Annotated in this window: 19 protein-coding genes; 9 read left to right on the top strand and 10 right to left on the bottom strand. The window is 71.1% G+C overall.

The window, feature by feature from the left end; genetic code table 11:
• The first annotated feature begins 4 nt into the window (after nucleotides 1-4).
• Nucleotides 5-241 (top strand): hypothetical protein, encoded by a 237-nt coding sequence (locus tag KBI5_RS07085; RefSeq protein WP_011434531.1) that lies wholly within the window; start codon nucleotides 5-7, stop codon nucleotides 239-241.
• A 121-nt stretch (nucleotides 242-362) separates the two neighbouring features.
• Here KBI5_RS07085 and KBI5_RS07080 read toward each other — a convergent pair whose 3' ends face one another.
• Nucleotides 363-749 carry a hypothetical protein gene (locus tag KBI5_RS07080; protein ID WP_232234807.1) on the bottom strand — a complete coding sequence of 129 codons (387 nt, stop codon included), beginning with the start codon at nucleotides 747-749 and terminating at the stop codon, nucleotides 363-365.
• A gap of 63 nt (nucleotides 750-812) precedes the next feature.
• Complete coding sequence (locus KBI5_RS07075) at nucleotides 813-2,657, bottom strand: acyl-CoA dehydrogenase (RefSeq protein WP_085014721.1); 1,845 nt, start codon at nucleotides 2,655-2,657, stop codon at nucleotides 813-815.
• A 194-nt stretch (nucleotides 2,658-2,851) separates the two neighbouring features.
• On the opposite strand from KBI5_RS07075, the gene KBI5_RS07070 reads away from it, so the two are divergent.
• Nucleotides 2,852-6,211, top strand: a complete 3,360-nt coding sequence (locus KBI5_RS07070) for a patatin-like protein (RefSeq protein ID WP_085014720.1) — start codon at nucleotides 2,852-2,854, stop codon at nucleotides 6,209-6,211.
• Between the two features lie 34 nt (nucleotides 6,212-6,245).
• Here KBI5_RS07070 and KBI5_RS07065 read toward each other — a convergent pair whose 3' ends face one another.
• Together KBI5_RS07065 and KBI5_RS07060 are read right to left on the bottom strand one after the other, a co-directional pair.
• Nucleotides 6,246-6,782, bottom strand: a complete 537-nt coding sequence (locus tag KBI5_RS07065) for a hypothetical protein (RefSeq protein WP_085014719.1) — start codon at nucleotides 6,780-6,782, stop codon at nucleotides 6,246-6,248.
• 173 nt (nucleotides 6,783-6,955) lie between these two features.
• The gene (locus tag KBI5_RS07060; protein WP_011434526.1) at nucleotides 6,956-7,582 is read right to left on the bottom strand and encodes a nitroreductase; all 627 of its coding nucleotides are present in this window, start codon (nucleotides 7,580-7,582) and stop codon (nucleotides 6,956-6,958) included.
• Nucleotides 7,583-7,712: 130 nt separating this feature from the next.
• Between KBI5_RS07060 and KBI5_RS07055 the strand changes: the two genes are divergently transcribed.
• Both KBI5_RS07055 and KBI5_RS07050 read left to right on the top strand, forming a co-directional pair.
• The gene (locus KBI5_RS07055; protein ID WP_043590414.1) at nucleotides 7,713-8,048 is read left to right on the top strand and encodes an ATP-binding cassette domain-containing protein; all 336 of its coding nucleotides are present in this window, start codon (nucleotides 7,713-7,715) and stop codon (nucleotides 8,046-8,048) included.
• Between the two features lie 155 nt (nucleotides 8,049-8,203).
• Nucleotides 8,204-11,473 carry an adenylate/guanylate cyclase domain-containing protein gene (locus KBI5_RS07050; protein WP_241882717.1) on the top strand — a complete coding sequence of 1,090 codons (3,270 nt, stop codon included), beginning with the start codon at nucleotides 8,204-8,206 and terminating at the stop codon, nucleotides 11,471-11,473.
• Nucleotides 11,474-11,494: 21 nt separating this feature from the next.
• On the opposite strand, the gene KBI5_RS07045 is transcribed toward KBI5_RS07050, so the two are convergent.
• On the bottom strand, nucleotides 11,495-11,797 hold the full coding sequence (locus tag KBI5_RS07045; protein ID WP_235462843.1) for a hypothetical protein: 303 nt from the start codon (nucleotides 11,795-11,797) through the stop codon (nucleotides 11,495-11,497).
• Between the two features lie 263 nt (nucleotides 11,798-12,060).
• Here KBI5_RS07045 and KBI5_RS07040 point away from each other — a divergent pair, with 263 nt between their 5' ends.
• The gene (locus KBI5_RS07040; protein WP_051623763.1) at nucleotides 12,061-12,384 is read left to right on the top strand and encodes a hypothetical protein; all 324 of its coding nucleotides are present in this window, start codon (nucleotides 12,061-12,063) and stop codon (nucleotides 12,382-12,384) included.
• Nucleotides 12,385-12,426: 42 nt separating this feature from the next.
• Here the strand turns inward: KBI5_RS07040 and KBI5_RS07035 are convergent, their stop codons facing one another.
• Both KBI5_RS07035 and pgi read right to left on the bottom strand, forming a co-directional pair.
• Nucleotides 12,427-12,768, bottom strand: coding sequence for an STAS domain-containing protein (locus KBI5_RS07035; RefSeq protein WP_011434522.1), 342 nt, complete (start codon nucleotides 12,766-12,768; stop codon nucleotides 12,427-12,429).
• 93 nt (nucleotides 12,769-12,861) lie between these two features.
• The gene (pgi, locus tag KBI5_RS07030) at nucleotides 12,862-14,532 is read right to left on the bottom strand and encodes a glucose-6-phosphate isomerase (RefSeq protein WP_085014716.1); all 1,671 of its coding nucleotides are present in this window, start codon (nucleotides 14,530-14,532) and stop codon (nucleotides 12,862-12,864) included.
• A 269-nt stretch (nucleotides 14,533-14,801) separates the two neighbouring features.
• Between pgi and KBI5_RS07025 the strand changes: the two genes are divergently transcribed.
• The 3 genes from KBI5_RS07025 to KBI5_RS26905 all read left to right on the top strand — a co-directional run bounded on the left by KBI5_RS07025 (nucleotide 14,802) and on the right by KBI5_RS26905 (nucleotide 19,455).
• Entirely contained in the window at nucleotides 14,802-17,249 is a 2,448-nt protein-coding gene (locus tag KBI5_RS07025; protein WP_085014714.1) for a protein kinase, read from the top strand.
• Nucleotides 17,250-17,372: 123 nt separating this feature from the next.
• Nucleotides 17,373-18,971 carry an FAD-binding oxidoreductase gene (locus tag KBI5_RS07020; protein WP_085014712.1) on the top strand — a complete coding sequence of 533 codons (1,599 nt, stop codon included), beginning with the start codon at nucleotides 17,373-17,375 and terminating at the stop codon, nucleotides 18,969-18,971.
• Nucleotides 18,972-19,296: 325 nt separating this feature from the next.
• The gene (locus KBI5_RS26905; protein ID WP_023840589.1) at nucleotides 19,297-19,455 is read left to right on the top strand and encodes a hypothetical protein; all 159 of its coding nucleotides are present in this window, start codon (nucleotides 19,297-19,299) and stop codon (nucleotides 19,453-19,455) included.
• A 45-nt stretch (nucleotides 19,456-19,500) separates the two neighbouring features.
• On the opposite strand, the gene KBI5_RS07015 is transcribed toward KBI5_RS26905, so the two are convergent.
• From KBI5_RS07015 to KBI5_RS07005, 3 genes are read right to left on the bottom strand one after another with little or no spacing between them, the layout of a single operon-like run.
• A complete protein-coding gene (locus KBI5_RS07015; RefSeq protein WP_085014711.1) occupies nucleotides 19,501-20,496 on the bottom strand; it encodes an NlpC/P60 family protein in 996 nt (331 codons plus the stop codon).
• 6 nt (nucleotides 20,497-20,502) lie between these two features.
• Nucleotides 20,503-21,147, bottom strand: a complete 645-nt coding sequence (locus KBI5_RS07010) for a hypothetical protein (protein WP_051623764.1) — start codon at nucleotides 21,145-21,147, stop codon at nucleotides 20,503-20,505.
• Between the two features lie 40 nt (nucleotides 21,148-21,187).
• On the bottom strand, nucleotides 21,188-21,373 hold the full coding sequence (locus KBI5_RS07005) for a helix-turn-helix domain-containing protein (protein ID WP_035729276.1): 186 nt from the start codon (nucleotides 21,371-21,373) through the stop codon (nucleotides 21,188-21,190).
• A gap of 1,768 nt (nucleotides 21,374-23,141) precedes the next feature.
• On the opposite strand from KBI5_RS07005, the gene KBI5_RS07000 reads away from it, so the two are divergent.
• On the top strand, nucleotides 23,142-24,323 hold a 1,182-nt coding region (locus KBI5_RS07000; protein ID WP_133056966.1), incomplete at its 3' end, for a hypothetical protein.

The following is a 24,323-nucleotide window of genomic DNA, read 5'->3' as shown; positions in this document are numbered from 1 at the left end:
AACCATGACGCGAGTGGAGGCACTGCAGGCCGCGGACGAGTTCGTCGCCAAGGTTCTGACCTCCGCCAACTCCAGCGGCCGGTTCACCGGCACGCTCAACCTGGCTGAGCGGGTCGACCTCACCCTACGAGTAGCTCGGTTTCTGCTCGAGGGTCAGTCCTCCTCGGACGCCGACGACATCCTCAAGCGGGACATGCGCAACGAGCTCGATCAGGCGTTCCCGCCGCTACGCACCTCCTGAACAGACCATCCCGGCTCGCCCCCGCGGACGAGCGCCCGGCCGGGTTCCCTGGTCCGTCCCCACGGACCGTCCAGGGAACCGGACCGGGCGGTGGGCAGGCGGACCGGTGAACGAGCACGGTTCAGTGCGGCGACAGGGGGTGGTCCCCTTCGACGTGCACGTGGATGGCCGGCTGCCCGTCACCGTAGGTCGCCTCCGGATGGCGTGAGGGGTTCAGCCGACGATCCTCCTCGGGGGTCAGTCCCAGCTCGCGCCGGTGCGGGGCCTCGAACGGAGCGGACGGGTCGACGATGATGCCGTCATCGAGCGGTCTGGGCGCGGGCACGCCGTTCTCGACCGACTCTTCGACGATCTTCCTGCGCCACTGGTCGCGGTACAGGGTGAGGCCGAGCCCAATGGCGCTGACGCACATCAGGATGATGCCCACGGCCGTGATGTCGAGCCCGGACGGTTCGGAGCGGACCGCGAAGGCGAGGATGGCGCCGAGGGCCAAGAGTAAAAGACTCAACGGGATTCCCATACCGGTCCATATACCCTTCCGCGGCAAGAACGCAACCCCGCCGCGGCAACATCAGAACGCCTCCTCCGGCAGTTCCATGAGCCCGAGGCCGGTGGACTCCAGCGCTACCCGGCGCGCCGTCAACTCCGGTAGCACATTGGCCGCGAACCAGCGCGCGGCGGCCACCTTGCCCTGGTAAAAGGCGGCGTCCCGAGCGGGCCGGGCCCCGGCGGACGCCGGAGAATCCTGGGTCCGCAGGGCTACCTCGGCGCCGCGCAGGAGCAGCCATCCGATGATCAGGTCACCGAGGCTCATCAGCAGCCTCGTCGTATTCAGGCCGACCTTGTAGATCGCGGCGGCCTCCTCGGCGGCGCCGGTGAGGAACCCGACCAGCGAATTCACCATGCTCTGGACGTCCTCAAGGGCCACCCCCAGCGCCTCCCGCTCCGCCCGCAGCGCGCCGTTGCCGGCCTCGCCCTTCACGAACGTCTGGATCTCGCCCAGCACGGAGGCCAGCGCCTGCCCCTGGTCCCGGACGATTTTCCGGAAAAACAGGTCCTGGCCCTGGATCGACGTGGTGCCCTCGTAGAGAGTGTCGATCTTGGCATCGCGGATGTACTGCTCGATCGGATAGTCCTGCAGGTACCCGGAACCACCGAGGATCTGCAGTGAAGAGGCGAGCAGCTCGTAGGACCGTTCGGAGCCGACCCCCTTGACGATCGGGAGCAGCAGGTCGTTGATGCGTTCGGCGAGCTCGTCGGCCTCCCCCCGCTCGCCGGCCAGCGCAACCCGGTCCTGGAACGTCGCGGTGTAGAGCACCAGTGAACRCATGCCCTCCGCATACACCTTCTGCATCATCAGCATCCGGCGGACATCCGGGTGATGAATGATCGTGACACGCGGTGCCGTCTTGTCCGACGCGCGGGCCAGGTCCGCACCCTGGACGCGGGTGCGGGCGAACTCGAGCGCGTTGAGATATCCGGTGGACAGCGTGGCGATGGCCTTGCTGCCCACCATCATCCGGGCGTACTCGATCACCTGGAACATCTGGGCGATGCCCTCGTGGACGTCACCGACCAGCCAACCGACCGCCGGCGCCCGCTCACCGAACCGCAGCTCGCAGGTGGCGGAGACCTTCAGGCCCATCTTCTTCTCGATGTTCGTCACGTAGACGCCGTTACGGGCRCCGGGCGTGCCGGTCCGCGGATCGGGCATGAACTTCGGCACCACGAACATCGACAGGCCCTTACTCCCCGGGCCGTGCCCCTCCGGCCGGGCGAGCACGAGGTGGATGATGTTCTCCGGGACATCCCAGTCCCCGTTGGTGATGAACCGCTTCACGCCCTCGATGTGCCAGGTGCCGTCGGGCTGCTCGATCGCCCTGGTACGACCGGCCCCGACGTCGGAACCCGCGTCCGGCTCGGTGAGCACCATCGTCGCGCCCCAGTGCCGTTCGATGGCGAACTCGGCGAGCTGGCGCTGCCATTCGTTGCCGAGCCGGTGCAGGATCGCCGCGAACGTCGGCCCGGCCATGTACATGAAGATGGCCGGGTTCGCTCCGAGCAGCAGCTCCGAGGCCGCCCACGCGACGGTCGGAGACGCACCCAGCCCACCCAGGTGCGGCGGAAGGTAGAGCCGCCACCACTCACCGTCCAGAACGGCCTGGTAGGACTTCTTGAACGACTCCGGCAGGGTCACCGACCCGGTCGCCGGATCCAGGGTCGGTGGATGACGGTCGGCGTCGGTGAAGGACTCGGCAACGGGTCCGGAGGCGAGGTGATCGAGCTCGGCCAGCACCTCGCGCGCGGTCTCGGYGTCCATCTCCCCGAAGGGACCGGTGCCGAGCGTGCGATCGACCCCGAACACCTCGAACAGGTTGAACTCGATGTCTCGCAGATTGCTCCGGTAGTGGCCCATCAACGGCTCCTTCCCGGGACCGCCGGACACCGTGATCGGCCGATGYCGGCTAGCTACTCGTGAGTACGTTGTTCCCATGCTACTCACGAGTAACCCGTTGACAAGAGTGGCGGCTGGGAAGAAGTCGTCGCGATCCAACTTTTCTCCGACAAACGGGGAAGGCCCGGGGCCGGGCACGTCTACTCTTGCCACTCATGCGCGACCCGGCCACCCAGGAGGTACGGCTCGCGGTCGTCATGACCGGTGGCGCGAGCCTCGCCGTCTGGATGGGCGGGGTCGCCACCGAGATCAACCTTGCGACCAGCCCGGACCGTGACCGGGCCGACGACGCGGACGCCGCCGTCGCTGCCCGTTACGCCCGGCTGGCGGCCATCCTCGACGTCGAGGTCAGTGTGGACGTACTCGCCGGCACCTCGGCCGGTGGCATCAACGCCGCCATGCTGGGCTACGCGAACACCCACCACGCCGATCTCACCCCGCTGCGGGACCTGTGGCTGTCCCTCGGCTCGTTTGACGCGCTCATGCGCACCCCCCACGAGAAGACGTATCCCTCGCTGCTGCACGGGGACACCGCCGTGCTGCCCGCGCTGCACACCGCCTTGACAGCGGTGGGGAAGACGGCCCGAGCCGGCATGGACCGAGCCGGCATGGACCGAGCCGGCATGGACCGCCCGACATCGGTCTTCATCACTACGACGATCCTGCGCGGCGAGGTCGCCGAGCACGCCGACTCACTCGGCGGCACCATGTACGACGTCGACCACCGGGGCCTGTTCGCCTTCGGCACGCAGGACCTGACCGACCCTGGCGCGGTCCCCCGTCTCGCCCTGGCCGCACGGGCCAGTTCCGCCTTTCCGGGCGCCTTCGAGCCGGCCTACGTGCCGGTGGGGCACGCCGTCGACGCCGCGCACCCGGACATGGCCCGCTACGTCAACGCCTCCCACGGATTCCACGCATCGGACGGCGGGATCCTGGTCAACCGCCCGATCGGACCGGCGCTGGCGGCCATCTTCGACCGGCCCGCCGAACGCCAAGTCCGTCGCGTGCTCGCCTACGTCGTGCCCTCGCCGCGGATGCCGGTACCGACGAATCCGGCGGCACCAACGAATCCGGCGGCACCAACCAGGACGTCCACACCGCCCGCCCTGCCTGTGCCACCCACGGTGATCCCCACCCTTCTCCAGGTGCTCGGCGCGGCGCTGAACCAGTCGATCGGTACAGATCTGGCGACGCTGCGCGACCACAACAGCGCCGTACGCGGTACGCGGGCGAACCGGCGACGGCTGCTGCGCCTCGCCCCGGCCGGTGGTCCCCGATTAGCGGACGAGAGCGTCTATGACGCCTACCRCCGCAGCCTGGCAGAGGAGATCGCCCCACCGGTGATCGAGGCGCTGCTGCGCGTCCTCGGTGGTCGGTTCGATCTGCCCCGTCCCCCGGACACCGACGCGCTGCGCACCGACGCGGCCGGACCCGCCCGGATGACGAACGCCGCGGTCAACGCCGTGATCCAGATGCTTCCCGACCGGCTGCCGACCACGGCCGACCTCGCCGACCTGTGGCGGCTGGGCCGACCCGCGCTCGACGCCGCCAAGGGTCTACTGATCAACATGATCAACGAAGGGTACGTCCTCTCCCCCGAGCCGGCGGACCGGATCCGACTTGCCCGGCTCGCGGCGGCCGTGCACGGCGCATCGCACGCCACCATCCGGAACACCGACACCACAGCCACCACAGCCACCGCGGCCCTGCGGCCCGGCGTCTTCACGACGGTCAGCGAGACCCTCGGTGCGATGGCCGGGGCACCGCTGCTCGACGTCATCGCCGAGGCTGCCCGCCGCTGGTTGCGGACCGACCCGGAGGGCGACGCGGGGCAGGACGAGCTCACCCGGGCCTGGCGCTCCCTGGAGCGGATGATCGAGACCCTGCGGACCGAGCTCACCGATCTCGTGGACCGGCGGTCCCCCGCGGCCCGGCCTCCGGCGGGACCAGAGACCAGGCCCGAGGGTCTCAGCGTCGGCCAGCGCCGGGCGGTGGCGGCCCGGACCCTCGCGGACTTCGTCGGGTACCTCCCGTCGACTCCCGCGGACGCCCTGATCGCCGTGCTCGACGTGCACCTGGTCGAACGAAGCACCGGCGCCGCGGTCCTCGACCAACCGGTTGAGCTCGTCCAGATCAGCGCGGATCTACCGAACCGCCTCGATCCCGCCCGCGCACTGGCCGAGGAGAAGGTCACAGGCCTGCAGCTGGGAAACTTCGGCGCCTTCGCGAAGTCCTCGTGGCGGGCCAACGACTGGATGTGGGGACGGCTGGACGGTGCGGGCTGGCTGGTCCGGATCATGCTGGATCCACGCCGGCTCGTGATCCGCCGGGACACCGCCGTCCCCGCCGGTCACGCCCACGCCGCGGCRCTGGCCCGCCGGGGCTGGCTGGTGGATCTGGTCGACGATCTCACCGAGGTGGCCGGCATCCCGGCGCCGCGGGAGGTACTCGACGAGCTTGGCTTTCTRACCGATCCGGACGCCCCCGTGCCGCCGAACCTTCCGGTCACGGCGACCTGGGTCGCCGCCGGCATCCAACGGGACATCGCGGCCAAGGAGCTGGTGGGGGTCGCCGAGGCGGTGCGGCGCGACAACAAGGCCGGGGTCGATCCGCGGCCCACCGCCGACTTCCTCGCCGCCGTCGACCGGGCCCTGACCGTGGAACCGAGCCGGCCCGGGACGACGACCGGACCGGGGGCCTCGGCGGTACCGGAAGGGACAGGCTCCCCGAACCTGGACGAGCCGCGCGGCGCCGAGGTCATCTCGCTGGCCGCGGCCGTGGCCGCCAGGATCGCCGCGGGACAGACCGGTGCCCACCGGCCTGCCGGCGTCGACAGTTCGGCTCTGGCGCGCCGACCGCCCCGGCCACCCGGGCTCAGCGGCGTCCCCGTCACGCCCGGCGCGCTGCCCCCGCGAGCGGTGGACAAGGTACTCGAGGCCTGCCGCGTCTCGGACGAGCGCATCACCGACGCGGCGCAGGGCCCGGTTCTGGTGACCGCCCTGGCCCAGATCGTGGCCGTGGTCGTCGCCTGGGCCACATCGACCCGCCGGCTGCCACGGCCCCTGCGGCCGGTCGCGTTCCTCGCCCGGACCGTCACCCGTCTCGCCTTCGAGATGATCCGGGATGTCACGCACGGCCGGCGGCGGATGACGATCGCGGTGGGAACAGCGCTGGTCGGCCTCGGCACGGCCGGCGGGCTGACCGGTTCGGGCATCGTCGGCGGCCTGGGGATCGTCGTCGGCCTGATCGGCCTGCTGATGATCGGACTTACCGGCTGGCGGCACCTGCCCGGAGGACTGGCGGTCGTGGGAGCGGGGCTCATCGCGGTGTTCGCGGCGGCCGGTGTCGTTCCGGTGATCCATGACCGGCTCTTCCCCTGGCTACACGACGATGTCGTGCCCTACCTGGCCGATCATCCGTGGGCATGGGCGACCGTCTTCGGAGCCCTGGTGCTGCCGGCTCTCTGGTCCGTCGCCGAGGCCCTCACCACCCGCCGGGCCCGCCGCAACGGCTGATCATCCCGGCGACGTGGCGACGTGGCGACGTAGTTCAGGAGATGTCGGACCAGGTCAGGGTGCCCGTCGGGTCCCGAAGGCAGGACACCGGGCGGCCGGCGGAGTCCTGGACGATGCGCCCGACGTCCTCGGGGTCGCAGTTCCCGCCCTCATCCGGCCGAACCACGGGAGCCGGGGCGGGCGGCTCCGTGGACCATCGACCGATGCCGGCCGGGCCGGTCCCGCCGACGGGCGCGCAGAACAGCACAAGGCCGTTGACGGCGGTCGCGGGCGAGGTGTCCTCGGCGGGGGAACAGGCCTCTCCGACGAAGACGGAGGATGCTCGCGGAGTCGGCACCGGCAGTGACGCGACACCGTCCGGGGCGGCGGAGGTTCCGGAGGGGYCCGGCGCCCGTGAGACGTCAGGCGTCGCAGCCGCGGCGGAGGTCCCGAGCGCGCCCGGGCCGCCCGGGTCCTGAGACGACGCACTCGGCGTGACCACCGAGCCCGGCCGGGCGACCGAGCCGCCGGACCCACTCGACCCCGGCTCCGAGCATCCGACGACCAGCGCGAGCAGCAGCCCTCCGGCCACGGTCAGGCCGAGACGGCCACGRCCTCGAAGACCACCACGGCCTCGAAGACCGCCACGGCCTCGAAGACCGCCATACACGGCGTACCTCCCGTCGCACCTCGGGAGCCGGAGTCATACCCCGGTCCAGGCCGCCCGATCTCAAGACCTGTGTTCCAGCTTAGGTAACCTGCCGCTCACACCGTGGTCACTTGCCCGAACTGGGAGATCCGATCGTCCGCCGCCACGGGAACCAGCGTCCCGTCGACCTCCATCTCCGTCGCGACCTGGGCCAGCCGAACGGCGGGCCGCGCCGGCAGCGGCGCGGTGTCCGCCTGGGTCCCGAGCTCCACCCAGCCGACCAGCACCTCGTCCGACGTCAGCCCGAACGCCCCCCGGACCTCGGCGCTGTCCTGCATCGGCACCGACTTCCAGGCCGAGGCGACGCCGAGCGCGTGCGCGGCCAGGCAGATGTTCTGCGCCGCTGCCGCGGCCGAGGCGTCCTGCTCGGCGACCGGAACCTTCGAACCGACACGGGATGCGACGACGGCGATGAGCGCCGGGGAACGGGTGGCCTTGCCCGCGGTCTTGCGGATGACCGGCTCGGGCAACCCGCCGAGGGCCTCGGCGGCCCGCTTGATCGCCGCAGCCAGGGTGGCGCGGGCATCGCTCCGCACAACCACGAAGCGCCAGGGCCGCAGCATCTTGTGATCCGGCGCCGTGGTGGCGGCGCCAAGCATGATCATAATCTGCTCCACCGTCGGACCGGGTTCGACGAGCCGGGTCGCTGTGCGGCGCGTCATCAGGCAGGCGAGAGCGTCCATGAAAACTCCTCGGGGGATCGCGGTTCGGGGAGCCCCCGCGGGAAGTACCGATCTCCCGGCCGGCGACCGCGACCCAGCCAGCGGTGACAGCCGCCGGTGGATCTGGAACGGTGACAGGTTACCGTAGATATTGCCCCGCTCGGACCTCCGCCGGGAGGCTCTCGTCACCGCCGTCGTTGAAATAGACCATCTGGCCAAGCGATAYGGGTCCCAGCGCGCCGTCCGGGACGTGAGTTTCACGGTGCGGGAAGGGAACATCGCCGGTTTTCTGCGGCCGAACGGCTCCGGCAAGACAACGACGCTGCGCATCCTGCTGAGTCTGGTCACCCCTGGTTCCGGCAGTGTGCTGGTCTTCGGTGGCTGCGGGGCGGTCGAGGTGAACGCGGCCGGCTGGAGAGTAGTCGGCTGGGGAGTGTTGGCCCAGGTGGCGGCGCTCCTCGCGGTGCGGCGGGAGCTGCCGTCATGACCGCGCCAGGCTGGCCGCCGGCGGATGAGCCGTCCGGGTCGCGCCGTCCCGGCCGGGACCCGGCGGTGGCACCGGCGTGGGATGGGTCACCTCAGGCGCGTCGGGTACGCGCATCCCCCACCGCATCGGGTCGCGATCGGCCTACCATCCGGCACATGGTGCCGTGCCCGACATGCGCGGAGGACAACCACGAGCGGGCCCGCTTCTGCTCCGGATGTGGGAACCCCCTTCCCACCCCGGGGAGCGGCGCCCGGAAGACCGTGACGATCATGTTCGTGGACATCACCGGGTCCACCGACATCGGCGAGAGAATCGACTCCGAACCGCTGCAGCAGGTCATGTGGCGGTTCTTCACCACCGTCCGTGAAGTGATCTACACCCACGGCGGATCGGTCGAGAAGTTCATCGGCGACGCCGTCTTCGCCGTCTTCGGYATTCCCGTGCTGCACGAGGACGACGCGCTGCGCGCGGTTCGCGCCGCCCTCGACATCCGGGCGGCGATGGAGGCGCTCAATGCCGACCTGCAGCGCGAGTGGGGCCTGAAACTGCGGGTGCGGATCGGGATCAACACCGGCGAGGTGACCGTCGCAGGCGGTGGCGTCACCGGCGATCCGGTGAACGTCGCCTCCCGGCTGGAACACGCCGCTCCCCCCGACGAGATCCTCATCGGGGACACCACCTACCGCTTCATCCGGCACAGCGTCACGGTAAGCCCGCTCGGCCCCCTGGTCGTCCAGGGCAAGCGCGACCCGCTGCGGGTGCACCGGTTGATCGGGCTGGTAGACCCGACCGCGGGTCCCGGCAGCCGGGCCCCGACCCACGGCTTCACCGCCCCGGTCATCGGGCGTAACCGGGAACGCCGCCGGCTGCAGGACGCCTTCGAGGCCGTGGTCGAGGAACGCACCTGCCACCTGTTCACCGTGCTGGGCCCGGCGGGCATCGGCAAGTCCCGGATGGTCGGCGAGTTCTGCGCGGCCATGGCGAACCGGGCGACCGTGCTCACCGGGCGTTGCCTGTCCTACGGCGAGGGCATCGCCTACTGGCCGCTGATGGAGATGGTGMGCCAGGCCACTGGTCTGTCCGCTGACGAGAGCGCCCCGGACGGGCGGCGTCGGCTGCGGGAACTGCTCGACGGTGTCACCCAGGCGGCGGAGATCGTCGAGGCGCTCGCGCCCCTGGTGGGGCTGGGCGGCGCGGAACTCGGTCCGCAGGAAAGCTTCTGGGCCGTCCGGTCCTTCTTCCAGGCGCTGGCGGCCCGACGCCCGCTGATCCTGTGGTTCGACGACGTGCACTGGGCCGAGCCGACCCTGCTCGACCTGCTGGAGAACATCGCCGACTGGTCCCGCGACGCCCCCATCATGCTGCTGTGCCTGGCCCGCCCGGAACTGCTGGAGGAGCGGCGGGACTGGGGAGGCGGCAAGCTCAACGCCACCTCGATGCTGCTGGCGCCGCTGACCGAGGCGCGCTGCCAGCGCCTGATCCGCACCCTGATGGGCTCCGACGACCTCGACCCGGCCCTCGTCTCTCGGATCACTACCTCCGCGGCCGGCAACCCACTGTTCGTCGAGCAGATGGTGGCGGCCCTCGTCGACGACGGCCTGCTGCGCCGGGAGGGCAGCCGGTGGATCGCCACCGGCAGCCTGCGCAACGTGACGGTGCYGCCGACCATCTCGTCCCTGCTCGCGGCCCGGCTCGACCGGCTCGACCCGCCCGAACGGCGGGTCCTTGAACGCGCCGCCATCGTGGGGGAACGCTTCTACCTCGACGCTGTCATCGACCTGTCGGACCCGAGCGAACAGCCGATGGTCGCCGCCCACTGTCTGAGCCTGGTCCGCAAGGAACTGGTGCATCCGGACCGGTCCGACCTGCCCGGCGTCGAGGCGTTTCGGTTCTTGCACGTRCTGCTGCGCGACTGCGCCTACCAGTCCACCRCCAAACGGCAGCGCGCCGATCTGCACCAGCGGTTCGCCCAGTGGCTGCAGACCCGGCTGGAGGGTGGCCCCGGTGAGCACGACGAACTGGTCGGCTACCATCTGGAGCAGGCGTTTCGTTACCGGGTGGAGATCGGGCAGCGCGACACCGAGACGATCGAGCTGGGCCGATCCGCGGCGACCTGTCTGATCGAGGCGGCGGACCGGGTGCGCCAGGGCGACGAGACCGGCGCGGCCCAGCTGCTCAAGCGGGCCATCACCCTGCTGCCCGAGACGGACCCACTGCGGCTACGGGCCGAGATCGACCTCGGCTGGGCGCTGTACTCGTTCGGCCGRCTCTCCGACGCCGAGCGCATCCTGCGCCAGGTGACCGAGCGGGCCCGGCGCGCCGGGGAGGAGGGCCTGCGGGCCCACGCCCGGCTCGCGTACCTGCGGGTGCTGTTCTCCACCGATCCGGAGGGCCTGGTCGCCAGGACGCTGACCGAAGCCGCGGTGTGCCTGACCAACTTCGTGCAGGCCGGCGACGAGGTCGGCGCGGCGCTCGCCTGCCGTAGCCAGGCCAATGCCTACCTGGCGGCCGGGCAGTTCGCCGCGGCCGAGCGGGCGATGGAGAACGCCGTCCGGCACGCGGAGGAGTCCGGCGTGCCCCGGGCCGCGCAGTCGCTGCGCCGCGAGCTCACCATGCTCATGAGTTGGGGGCCCCGGCCGGTCGCCGTCGGGATCACCCGGGCGAACGAGGCCCTCGACGCCGCCGGCGACGACCGGGCTCTGCGTCGGGCCGTGCTCGCCCAGCTCGCGGTCCTCACCGCCATGTCGGGGGATCTGGAGGGCGCGCGGATCCATCTCAAGGCGACCGAGGAGATCGTTCACGACCTGCGCGCCCCGCGGACCGACCCCTTTCATGGCGGGTTCGTCGTGGCCCGGGTGGCGCTGCTCGCCGACGAGCTGGCAGTCGCCGAGCGGGAGCTGCGGCGAAGCTGCCGGCAGCTGTCCCGGATGGGGGAACGCGCGTTCCTGGCCAACCGGGCCGCGGCACTCGCCGACGTTCTCGTCCGGCTCGGCAAGGTTGACGACGCGGGCAAGTATGTCACCCGGTGTCGGGACGCCGCCGCCGCCGACCAGCTACCGGCCCAGGCCGGATGGTGCGGGGTCCACGCGAAGCTCCTGGCGCTGCGCGGCCGCGATGCCGAGGCCCTCCGGTTCGCCGACACCGCCGTCGATCTCGCCAGCCGCACCGACGACGTCGACGGCCAGGGACATGCGCTGCTGTCCCGCGCCGAGGTTCTCTACCGGGCCGGCCGCAAGGACGACGCCGCCGAGAGCCTGGAGGCTGGCATCACCCGGTATCTGCACCGGGGCAACGTCGCCGCGGCAAACCTCGGCCGCCGGCTGTTCGACGCGCTCGACGGTCCCCCGCCGGGAACCGGAGGCCCCCCACCAGGGACGGGAGACCCCTCAGCAGGGACGGGAGACCCCTCGCCAGGAACTGGCTAGCGGGGGTCCGCGCCCGCGCGCTCAGCGCAGCAGTCCGCGCAGCCGCGCCTGTTCCTGCAACCAGTACATCTCCTGCGCCCACAACCGCAGCCGCTCGACGGCGGCGAGCTCGCCGGCCAGAGCCTGCGCCACGGACGGCCGGCTCAGTACCTCAACGCCGACGGGCGCCCACGGCCAGGCGGCCTCCTCCTCGCAGGCTCGCTGGTAGGCGGCCCGCCGCAGGGCTATCTCGGCGAGGGCGAAATCGATCTGCTCGGAGAGCAGGTCGAGACGCGCAAGCAGGTCCGCGTCACGAACCCACGGACGGCCGCTATAAGCGGGCAATGGAGCGGGCCGCGCAGACATGTTGGGGGAAGGGTACGAGCCCGCGGACACCGGGAACAACACGCATCCCGAAACAGACCTCTGAGCTGCGGTTCATTCTTCCACCCGGCCGGAATCGGCGGCCCCCTCGGGGAGAACCCGGTGGACACCCGAGTCGGGTGAGACGACTGTCGGGACGTGAGCAACGGAGGTCCGAGGGTAACGCCTACGGTACGGCGTCCATGGTGCCGATCAGATCCGTAAGCCAGCCTGGGGGTCTTTCGGTGAGTCTCACACCACCCGTCCTGCTGATGGTGCTCGGTTTTCCACTCTTCGTAATGGCGGGGATGCTCATGATGGGCGGAATCGAGAAACGTCTGATCGGCTCCCGCGGGTTGCTCTCCCTGGTCACCGAGGACGGCACCGCCTCGGTGGGTGACTCCGGACCATCCGGTGCACGACCGTCACCCAGCGCACCCGCAGCCCTCAGCGCACCCGCAGCCCTCAGCGCACCCGCAGCCCTCAGCGCACCCGCCACCCCCAGCGCACCCGCCACCCCCAGCGCACCCGCGTCATCGGGCGATCGGACGTCACCGCTCATCGGCTGAGCCGTCTCCCAGCCCGCGGGATGCGGACAGTCGAGGGGGCGGTCAGCGGCGGCGGGATCCCCCACCGACCCGCAGCCGACCGTCGAGACCGGCCTCCCGCAACAACGCGGCGAACGCCGGCGTGGGTGCCTGGATCTCCAGACATGAGTGCACCCGGCGGAGCAGCAGATCGGCGCGGAGCAGAGCTGCGAGCCCCGGGACGTCGATCGAGCGCAGGCCCGCGACATCCACCGTGACCGTCCCCCCGCCCCGGCCGAGATGCTCGCCGATCTGCTCACGGAACCGGAGCCGCCCGGCCGTGTCGAGTTCCCCGGCGAGTTCGATGAGCACGTCCTCGCCTGTCCGCCGCACGGACATCCGCAAGGCTCCAGCATCCACCCGCATGACTTCCACCCCCCGATGTCGTCACCGCGCGGGGCCACCCCCGATCGATTACGCAGAGTAACATGCCTCGGTTGGCTGGATCCCCGGCGGGCGTCAGCCGGCCCGCAGACGCTTGATCAGAGCATTCGTCGAGCTGTCATGCCCCAGCTCCGGTTCCTGCTCGGACCCGAGTTCCGGAATGATCCGACCGGCCAGCACCTTGCCGAGCTCCACGCCCCACTGGTCGAAACTGTTGATCCCCCAGATGACCCCCTGGGTGAACACCTTGTGCTCGTACAGTGCGATCAGCTGACCGAGGGCGAACGGAGTCAGCTTCTGGGCCAGCAGGGTGTTCGAGGGTCGATTACCCGGGAAGGTCCGATGCGCAACGAGGTCCGGCGTGACACCCTCGGCGGCCACCTCCGCGGCTGTCCGGCCGAACGCGAGGGCCTCTGTCTGCGCCAGGAAGTTGGCCAGCAGCAGGGCGTGCTGGTCCACCCCGGCGCCATCCGCCGTGCCCACCCCGGGATGGTTCGGCCGGACGAAGCCGATGAAATCGGCCGGAACGATCGTTGTCCCCTGGTGCAGGAGCTGGTAGTACGCATGCTGTCCGTTCGTGCCGGGAGTCCCCCAGACGATCGGTCCGGTCGGCGTCGACACGGGCCGCCCGGTGAGATCGACCGACTTCCCATTGCTCTCCATGTCCAGCTGCTGGAGATAAGCCGGGAATCGGCCCAGGTAGTGGCTGTAGGGCAGCACCGCGTGCGTCRCTGTACCGAAGAAGTCGCGGTACCACAGGCCGATCAGACCGAGCAGAACCGGAAGGTTCCGCTCGAACGGAGCCGTCCGGAAGTGCGTGTCCATAGCGGCGAAACCGGCGAGGAACTCCCGGAAGTTCGGCGGCCCGATCGCGATCATCAGCGAGAGGCCGATCGCGCAGTCCACCGAGTACCGGCCGCCCACCCAGTCCCAGAACTCGAACATGTTCACGGTGTCGATACCGAACTCGGCGACCTTCTCGGCATTCGTGGAGACCGCGACGAAGTGCCGGGAAACGGCGTCCTCGCCGAGCAGGCCGGTGAGCCAGGACCGTGCGGCCCGCGCGTTGGAGATCGTTTCCAGGGTGGTGAACGTCTTGGACGAGACGATGAACAGGGTGCTGGCCGGATCGAGATCGGCGGTGGCCTCCCAGATGTCGGTGGGGTCGACGTTGGAGACGAACCGGACTTCGATCGACCGGTCGGCATAGTCGCGCAGGGCGTCGTAGGCCATGGCGGGTCCCAGGTCGGAGCCGCCGATGCCGATGTTGACCACCGTCCGGATCCGCTCACCGGTGGCCCCCAGCCAGTCCCCCGACCGCACCCGGTCGGCGAATTGGGACATCGCGTCGAGCACCCGATGCACGTCGGGGACGACGTCGACGCCATCCACCTCGATCCGGGTTCCGGCCGGGGCGCGCAACGCCACGTGCAACACCGGTCGGTTCTCGGTGACGTTGATTCTCTCGCCCCGGAACATCGCCTCGATCCGGTCCGCCAGCCCGGCGCGCCGGGCCAGCGCGGTCAGCAACTCGACGGTGCGCGCGGTCAGCCGGTTCTTGGAGTAGTCAAGATAGAGTCCGTCCGCTTCGGCGGCGAACGTCTCGCCACGCCGGGGATCGGCGGCGAACAGATCCCGCAGGGACACCTCGGAGATCTCGCGCAGATGCGTGGTGAGCGCCGCCCATTCCTCGGTCGCGGTGATGTCCAGCGGAGCCACCGGGGCAGCGGGCTCGGTTGTCGACATGACGTGGGATGCCCTTCCTCGCAGGTTCAACGTGTGCCGCAGTGCCCATCATCCGCACTGCGGCGGCGGCKGCGCTCGTCAGCCCCGTCGGCATGCCCGTGTCGCCGATCCGGCACGCCGGATCGGCCTGCCGGGGGTAGGGAATGGGGGGTCAGGGCCGTAGGATCACCAGGAATCCGACGAAGGGCGTCATTGCAGGCCAGGATGGTTCTCGGCGCACGGGTGGCGGTACAGCGGATGCCCGGCGTGGTAGCGGACGGATCTGGACCTTGTTGATAGATAAATCTCGGGTGGAGGCGGCGCTTCCCGGTTACTCCGTCGAGGGCGACTTGGGCCGGGGTGGCTACGGGCTCGYGCTGGCCGGCCAGCACCGGCTCATCGGCCGCAAGGTCGCGATCAAGATCCTGCTGGACACCTCCGACGACCCCGATCTGCGTACCCGCTTCCTGTCCGAGGCTCGGGTGCTGGCCGAACTGGATCATCCGCACATCGTGCGTATCCACGACTACGTGGAGCATGAGGGCACCTGCTTGCTCGTCATGGAGCTGCTCTCCGGCGGCACGCTCAAACAGCGGATGAGCTCGGGACCGGTCTCCGCCGAGACCACCTGCTCGATCGGGCTCGCGGCCGCGGCCGCCCTCGCCACGGYGCACGGCCACGGAGTGCTGCACCGGGACATCAAGCCGGACAACATCATGTTCGCCGGCGACGGGCTGCTGAAGGTGACCGACTTCGGCATCGCCAAGATTTTCGACGGAGCGGAGACCACCGCCAGCGCGATCCTGGGAACGCCGCGTTACATGGCTCCCGAGCAGATCATGGGGACGMGTCTCTTCCCGTCCACCGATCTTTACGCCCTCGCGGGTGTGCTCTACGAGATGATCGCCAACCGGCCGCTGTTCGGCCGTCAGATGGCGGTGCAACCGCTGACCCACCACCATCTGACGATCATGCCGGAACCGCTCACCATGGTTCCGCCACCCGTCTCCGCGGTGATCCTGCGGGCGCTGGCGAAGGATCCGAGCATCCGCTTCGCCGACGCCGCCGACTTCGCCCTGGAACTCGCCCGAGCGAGCAGCCGCGCGTTCGGCCCGACCTGGCTGTCCCGGTCCGACGTCAAGGTGCGGATCGACGACGAGATCCGGGAGGCGGCGCTCGCCACCTCGACCACCCCGCGCCCGCCGGCCGCCGGTCGACCGGGCTTCCCCGGTAGCCCCGGAGCACCCGGTAGTCCGGGCTTCCCCGGTAGCCCCGGAGCACCCGGTAGTCCGGCCGGCCATCCGATGGGGGGATATCCACCACCGGGTGGGCCGGGCTGGGGTGGATTCCCGCCGGGCAACACTCCACCGCCGCGGTCGACCCCACCGCCGCGGTCGACCCCACCGCCGCGGTCGACCCCACCGCCGCGGTCGCTCGGCCCCGGTTATGGCGGACCGGATGCCCCAGGCGGACCGGGTGCCCCCGGCGGTCCCGGCGGCCAGACGTACCGGCCCGGTCCGGGGGGACCGGTGCACGGGATGGCGGGGGTACCGCCGGCCGCCACCCGCCAGGCCGGGCACCAGTCGAGTCCGAACGCCCGTAACCGGACGCCGCTCATCATCGGAGCGGTCGCGTTCGTCGTCATCGTCGCCATCACCGTCGGCATCGTGGCAGCGGTGACGAACTCGGGCGGCGGCAGCCGCGGCGGTGACCGCGGCGGCGGCACGGCACGCCTCGCAACCGCCTACCGGGGAACGGCGCTGTCGGTGCAGGGCCTGAGCCCCTACAGCGTCGATGTCGATCCCGACGGCTCGCTACTCGTCTCCAGCCTCGCGACGGACCGCATCCAGAAGATCACCCCCGCCGGGGCGATCAGCGACCTCGCGGGCACCGGAGCCGGCGGGATCAGCGGCGACGGCGGCCCGGCCACCGCGGCGCAGCTTGACGGGCCCGGATCGACCGCCCGTGACAAGGCCGGCAACATCTACATCGGGGACGCGAAGAACAATCGGATCCGCAAGATTAGCCCAGCCGGGATCATCACCACGATCGCCGGCACCRGTGACGCCGGTTACGGCGGCGACGGCGGCCCGGCCACCGCGGCGAAGATCAACAGTGCGGAAAAGGTGACCACCGGGCCGGACGGCAGCGTCTACCTCTCCGACTACGAAAACCACCGGATCCGCAAGATCAGCCCACAGGGGATCATTACCACGTACGTGGGCACCGGAGTCGCGGGTTACACCGGCGACGGCGGCCCGGCCACCGCAGCGAAGATCAACGGCCCGAACGATCTCCAGATGACCGACGACGGCACCCTCTACTTCGCCGACCTCGCCAGCGACACCATTCAGAAGGTGACCCCGGACGGGATCATCACCACCGTCGCCGGGACCGGTGAGGGGGGCTTCTCGGGTGACGGCGGCCCGGCCACCCGGGCCAGGCTGAACGTGCCGTCGCTGACCGTCGGCCCGGACGGCCGGACGCTCTACCTCGCTGACTACCGCAACCACCGGATCCGCCGGGTCGACCCGAACGGCGTGATCACCACGATCGCCGGCACCGGCGGCGAAGGCTCCGGCGGCGACGGCGGCCCGGCGACCGCGGCCCAGTTCAAGAACCCGAGCTCGGTCGCGGTCGACGGCAGCGGCGCGCTCTACATCGCGGACAACGGCAACGATCGGGTGCGCCGCATCGATCCGAACGGCACCATCACGACCGTCGCCCAACCGGGCTAGGGTGTCGCCGGTGACCTAGGGTGTCGCCGGTGACCTAGGCTGTCGCCGATGGCACGGATGGTCGGACGACTCGTGACGACCATCGTCCACTCCCCGGACTCGTAGCAGCCGTGAGGACTGACCGTGGATTACGAGCCTGACCGACGATCGGTGTTACGGACCGCCGCAGCCGGAGCCGGCGGGCTCGGGCTCGCCGCGCTCGGGCTCGGTGGCGGCCTGATGAGCGCCTGTCAGCAGGAGGACGCCCCCCACCCAATACCGACGGAGATCGACTGGCGCACGCTCGACGAACGACTGACCGGTCCGCTGCTGCGACCGACCGATCCGGACTACGCCGTCGCCAGCATGCTGTTCGACCCGGCTTTCGACGCGGTACGTCCGCAGGCGGTGGTCCGTGCCATGTCCGCGGGGGACGTCACGGCCTGCATCGACTTCGCCCGCTCCACCGGGATACATCTCGTCGCGCGGGCCGGTGGCCACAGCTACGGGGGTTACTCAACGACGACCGGGCTGGTCGTGGACGTGACTGCGATGGCGTCGGTCCGGCCGGGGCCCGACGGCACCGCGCTGATCGGGGCCGGAGCGCTGCTGATCGACGTCTACTCCGCACTCGCCGAGAACGGGCTGGCGCTGCCAGCCGGATCATGCCCGACCGTCGGCATCGCCGGGCTCGCCCTCGGCGGCGGCATCGGAGTGTTGAGCCGGCGCTACGGTCTGACCTGCGATCGGATGGTCTCCGCCGAGGTCGTGCTGGCCTCCGGGGAGACCGTGCGCACCGACGCCGACACCGAGCCGGACCTCTTCTGGTCGCTACGCGGTGCGGGCGGGGGCAACGTCGGCATCGTGACGTCGTTCACCTTCGCCACCCATCGGGCGACACCGTTGGCGCTGTTCACCTACCGCTGGCCCTGGGACGTGGCGGCGGACGTGCTCACCGCGTGGCAGGGCTGGATCGCCGACAGCGGCGGCGCGCCGGAGGACCTGTGGTCGACCTGCGTCGTGACCTCGATGCCGACGACCGGGGCCACCGGCAGCCCAGCCCTGCGGGTGAGCGGCGTGCTCGCGGGCGGCGCCGACGACACGCGGATCACGTGGCTGCGGGATCGACTCGCCGACCTCGTCGCCGCCGTCGGCCGGAGGCCCTCGAGCACCTTCGTCGCCCAGCGTGGCCATCTCGAGACGATGTTRCTTGAGGCGGGCTGCGCGGGCAAAAGCGTCGACGCGTGCCACCTGCGCGACCGGACGCCCGGAGGCACCCTGCCACGGGTGGCCCAACGGGCTGCCTCGGCATTCCTCACCGAACCGATGCCTGCCGGCGGGATCGAGACGATRCTCGCCGCGCTCGAGCGACGCCAGCGCACACCCGGGGCCGGTCCGGGTGGCGTGATCCTGGATTCCTGGGGCGGCGCGATCAACCGGGTCGGCCCGGGTGACACGGCGTTCGTRCACCGCAACACGCTCGCCAGCGCCCAGTTCGTCGCCGGCTACTCCGTCGACGCATCCCCTGCGGACAAGGAGGCTAACCAGAGCTGGTTGCGATCCACGGTGGCGGCGACGGCGCCGTTCATGTCGTCGTCGGCGTACCAGAACTACATCGACCCGGACCTCACCACCTGGGCCGATGCGTACTACGGGGCGAACCTTCCGCGGTTGCGCCAAGTCAAGCGCGCCTACGACCCGGACAACCTGTTTCGCTTCGCGCAGAGCATCGCGCCGTCCTGACGGTCCTGAGCGGCTCCGGCGGGAGCTTCCCCGGCCGGGCCCCGGCCATTGCCCCGGACAGCCACCCCGCGCCGGGAATCGAAGTCAACCGACCCGGGGTGGCATGCACTATTAGATCCGTTCACCCATCCGTTGCCTACTGCCCACCTATGGTCAGATCCCTGTCCATCCGCTGTCCCCCGGCCCCGCCACCGCGCAGTTCACTCATCGCTCCGGCGATTCATCTTGCGGTGACTACTCAAGGTGAGTACACACATGCTGTCGGTAACGCACCGACGTTGGTGTCCGTCTGGCCGTGTCGACTGGGTTTTCTGTGAGGTCCTCGATGAAAAAAATCTTCTGGCCGTATGGCGTCGGGCTGTTCGCCCTGTTCTTCGCGGTGACAGCACCGGGTAACGCCGCCGATGTGGTRCACAGCGCCGTCGGTGCGCTCGGTGGCGTGGCCGACGGGCTGTCCACCTTCGTGTCCCAGGCGGCTACCTGAGCGGAGCAACGGCACACCCGGAGTGTCCGGAGCAGGAAATCCGGATCAGGAACGCTGCCTGGCCAGCGGCCTGGTCACGGCCACGGTCCCACTCCAGTCCGAGATGTCGGATTCGACGACCCCCCACCGCGCTCCCTTGGCCGCGATGACCCGGCCGTCGCCGATGTACATCCCGACATGACCCGGCGCCTCGGCGGTGCCGTCGGTGCCCGGGGTGAACAGTAGGTCCCCCGGCTGCGGATCGACGCCCGCGACCTGCGGGCCGAACCGCAGCTGGTCGGTCGTCACGCGGGGGAGCTCGATGCCGATGCGGCGATACGCCTCCCGGACCAGCGACGAGCAGTCCCAGGCGTCGGGACCGGTCGCACCCCAGACGTAGGGCTTGCCGATCTGCGACCGCATGAAGGCGACCATCGGGGCGACCGAACCAGCGGGGATGTCGACGCCGAGCTCCAAGGCGTCACCGTACACCTGCGCCTGCGCGAGGATCGTGCGGACGTAGTTACGCGTCTCGGTGTACGGCGGAATGCCGGCGAAGGCGAGCACCGCGCCCGCTCCCGCGTTGTACGCGGCCAGCATCTTCTCCTGGGCCGCGCYGGACACGGAGGCGACCGAGGCCGCCACCGCGCAGTCGTACCGGGCCGCCGCGGGGATCGCGTCGGCCGGGTTCCACACGTCGCCCTGCCCGTGGGACGCCCACGTCCCGGGCATGAACTGGGCGATCCCCATCGCGCCCACGGGTGACCTGGCCCGCGGGTTGAAACCCGACTCCTGATGTAACTGGGCGGCCAGCAGGGCGGGAGTCACCTCGGCGCACCCGGCCGCGTTCGCCGCATCAATGATTGTCTGCAGGTACTCGGCCGGGATGCCGTCGGAGTTCCTGATGGTCCGGTTACCCCCGCCCTGATCCTGGATGAAGGGACCGGTGATGATCAGAATGAGGACGGCGACCAGCATGACGATGCCGCCGACGGCGAGGGCCATGCCCGCCCCCGTCCAGACCAGCCAGCGGGAACGCTTACGGGTGAAGCCGCGGGCCATCACGCCTCACCGGCCCGGTGCGTCACCGGCGACGCTCGACAGATCCGCACCGGCGACCCGCCACGTCCCGTCGGTCTGGCGCAGGAGGGTGAGCGCGGGGGTGGACAGCGTCACCACCGGGGCGGCGCCGCCCGCCGCCGTCTCGCGGCGCACGTTCAGCTGAAGCACCACCCGACCGGTGGCCGTCGTGTCGATCCCGCCCAGGGGCGTGGTCGCCAGCACGGTCACCCGCGAGTGGGTGCCCGCGGCGCGCACCTCCTGCCACGCCTGACCGTCCCCACCGGCAGCGGTTCCGGACCCCCCGGCGCCCGCRCCCCCGGCGCCCAGGCTGGCCGCGAAGTCCTCGGTGAGGCAGTCGCGGGCCCGCTCGACACCGGCTGCCGGGCCGGGGTCCGTCCGGGCGTCGAAGGACTGCCAGCGTGTGAAGCAGTCGGCGGCTACCGCCGACGGGTCCTTCCGGTCCACCTCGCCGGTTGGTGGCGCGGACGCGGTGGCCAGCGGCGGACCCGGCGCCTGACTCGCCCCGGGCGGTGGCCCCGTGGTGGCGGACGGGGCGGGAGACGGATCGGCAGTACTACCCGACACGCCGCATCCGGCCACGGTGACCACGGTGAGCAGCAGCCCGACGGCCAGCCAGGGGCGGGGCTTCACCGCGGCCGGCCGGAGCGAGGCGGCACCGGGGTGAGAGCGCTCATTCCCGACCGTCCAGCCAGTCCCGCACCCGCCCCCGACGCACCCGCCACTGGTGACCGACCTTGCGAGCCGGGATGGCCCGTTCCGAAAGCAGCTTGAGGACGGTGCTCTCCGACAACCGCAACCAGGCGACCAGTTCGTCAACGGTGAGCACTTCGTCGTCGTCGGAGGGTCGGGACGGCACGCCACCGGCCGACGTCGGCGCGAGCGGAGGGGGCGCGAGCGGAGGCGCCGCGGCGGYGGGCGCCGGTGTGCCGCGGGATGCGACGGTCGGTGACATGCCGGTCGAGCGGGCCGAGGCCGTGCGGACCCGGCCGGATGCCGCCGGAGCAGACCGGGCCGGGGCCGAGYCGACCGGGGATTTCGCGGGCGTCACCCCCTGCGGTGCGCCGGAGCGCTGGGATGRCCGAGGCGTCGCCATCGAGAAGCCGTCCTGYGCCACCGACGCTCCTTTCCCATCTGCCGCACGCACGGTGCCGTGTCGTCCAGGCCGCCCCCAGCCCGCCACGTCGCGGATCACAGCCAACCGTCCGCCAAACCGTCCGCCGGTTCGTCCCCTCAATCCGGACGGCACATCTCCGGTTCCGGAAGGTACACCGACCCACCCATGATGGGTAGCTTCGACCAGAGCTTGTCATACTCGAATGACTCGTGTTACATCGATCCGACCGCAGCCGAGCGCAGATAACAGTAAGTAACCTTAACTGGCACTAGCTAACCTTAGAAGGCCGGGAGGTCGACGGCGCGTGAGCGATGTGCCACAGGCACCGTACGGTGAGGAAGGCGACGCGCGGCCCGTTTCGCTCATTGGTGCCCGCATCCCCTCGTCGGTCTCCCCTCCCGACGGTCCGCCCATCCGGAACGATCAGTACATACGAGACGATCAGTACATACGGGACGAAGCAGCAGGCACCGAAGACGTAGAGTCACCTCCCCATTCACGATCCGGGCGCCGACGGCATCGACGGCGGGGCGGGACGGGCTCGCCGCAGCCACTCGACGAAGCGTGGCAGAGCGAGGCATTCCACCTCGATGATGCGACATCGGCGGCCCGTTCGGGTGCGGACCGTACAAACACGTCCGACGACACACCGCCATCGGTGCCGGGCGCCAGGACCGAGGCACCCGGCGCCGGGCCGGGCCGGGCGACCACGGGCGCGGACACCAGCTCCCGGCGCACCCGCGGCGCCGCTGCCCGGCGCGCCGGCCGCCCGTCGGCGATTCCGCCCCGTAACCAGGCTGATCCCTCCCGCCGTCCAACCCGGCCGGCAGATCCCCGCGGTTCGACCCCGATCCCCCCGGGCGCGGTGGAATCCTCGCGGAAGGCGGACACCGCCTCGGGTGGCAGCGCGCCGGGTGGCAGCGCGTCAGGCCGAGGCGTCAGCCCGGCCGCGAGTCCTGGTGCCGGTGGYGACCCAACTGCGGTACCACCACACCCGAACGGGCCATTGCCTGCCCCGAACGGGCCACGCGTCCGGCCGCCGCGCGCCTCCGCGCCCCGCCATCCGCAGCCTCCGCGGCCGACACCGGCCGCGCCGACGGATGCGGCGCCGATYAGCGGCCCGACCGATCCGCCGACGGCAACCGTTCCATCCGCCGCGGCCAGCCGGCCAGCCGCGGCCGGCCCGATCGAGGTAACCGGCCCCGGGGATGCGCAGGCCCCTCCCACGGACGATCCGGTCCCCTCCGAATCGTCCGTCCCGGGCCACGTCTGCGCGGTGCCGGTCACACCGCCGGTCGCCCGCTACACRCCGGCCGCGCCAGCCGCGCCGGCCGCGCCAGCCGCGGACACGAAGCAGCCGACGGCTCCAGTGCTCCCCCCCGCGCAACCGCAGCCGGACCCGGCGTCTCGATCCACCCCCGAGGCCGCGGCGGCAGGCGGCCAGACCGTCTCGCGTCGCCGGCCGTCGTCGGACGGTCGGCTGTGGCCGTGGCAGGAGCCGTGGGCCGGCGTGCGCGATCTCGAGCCATGGGAAGAGATCCCGGTACGGCTCTCTCTGCGCGACCGGGCCCGTATCCCGTTGCCCGGTTCGTGGCGGATCGCGGTGACCTCGCTGTTCCCCTACTCCGGGACCACCACCCTTGCCGGGGTCGTCGGGCTGACCCTCGCCGGGGTGCGGGCGCAGCCGGTCCTCGCGGTCGATCTCTGGCCGGGGGAGTCTCCCGGGGGGGCGCCATCGTCGCCTGTGGGCGCCGGCACCGAGGACGAGGACGAACCACGCGGTGATCCGCTCGCGATCCGGGTCGGCGCGGCCGGAACGACGACGGTCGCCGACGTCGCCCGCCGGCAAGCCTCCGACAGTACGGTGACCGATCTACCTCTGATGATCAGCGGTCGTCCCGCAGGCAGCACCAGGGACCTCGACGTGCTTCCCGTGCGACGCGGTGTTGGCGGAGGATCCGACCGGCACGGCGGCGGCGGTTCCGGCGACGAGGCGGCCGCCGTCGTCCCCGCGGACGACACCGTCGCCCCGACCGGACTGCGGTCCGTGCTCGGCCTGCTCGCGCATTCCTATCCGCTGGTGCTGGTCGACGCGCCGGCCAAGGCACCGCTGACGCCTGCGGCGCTCCAGGCCGCGGACCTCATCATCCTCGTCACACTCGCGACCGCCGCCGATCTGGAGGCGACACTCACCGGACTGCGTACGTTGCGGGACGCGGCGGGTGGTGGCTCAGCCAGACACGGCGGGCCGATGATCGTGGCAGCCATGATTGCGCCGCGCCGGGGCCGTCCCTCGCCCCGGACCCGCGCGGCGGCGGCCCGGCTCGGGCGCCAGGTCGACACGCTGATCCGAATCCCGTACGACGCCCGGCTCGACCCCAGCAGGCATACTCCGGTGCGGATTCCTCGACTACGCCGACGTACTCGCCGCGCCTACCTCCAGCTGGCCGCGGCCGCCGTGGAAGCCCTGTTCACTCTCGCGAAAGCCGAGGTCACGGCCGCTGCGGGCGCTGTCGATCAGCCGGGGGCTGCGGCCGGCGGCGCCGTGGAAGCGGTCACCACCCGTGCAGATTCTGGCGCTTCCGGCGGCCCACGAGCGACTACCGAGGATCACCCTGCGGCGCAGGGCGTATCATTTGGCGACCTACGGTCACCAACGGCACCCACAAGGATCGCCGGACCGGATCGGCCG

The organism is Frankia sp. KB5 (assembly GCF_002099325.1).
Lineage (GTDB): Bacteria > Actinomycetota > Actinomycetes > Frankiales > Frankiaceae > Frankia > Frankia casuarinae.
Note: the sequence above shows the minus strand (reverse complement) of the source record. Positions and strands in the feature narration are given on the sequence as shown.

Bases quoted from the DNA above. Each gene is read 5' to 3' on its own strand.
- KBI5_RS07085 (WP_011434531.1), top strand. From the start codon at position 5: ATGACGCGAGTGGAGGCACTGCAGGCCGCGGACGAGTTCGTCGCCAAG.
- KBI5_RS07035 (WP_011434522.1), bottom strand. From the start codon at position 12,768: ATGCGGGTGGATGCTGGAGCCTTGCGGATGTCCGTGCGGCGGACAGGC.
- KBI5_RS07060 (WP_011434526.1), bottom strand. From the start codon at position 7,582: ATGGACGCTCTCGCCTGCCTGATGACGCGCCGCACAGCGACCCGGCTC.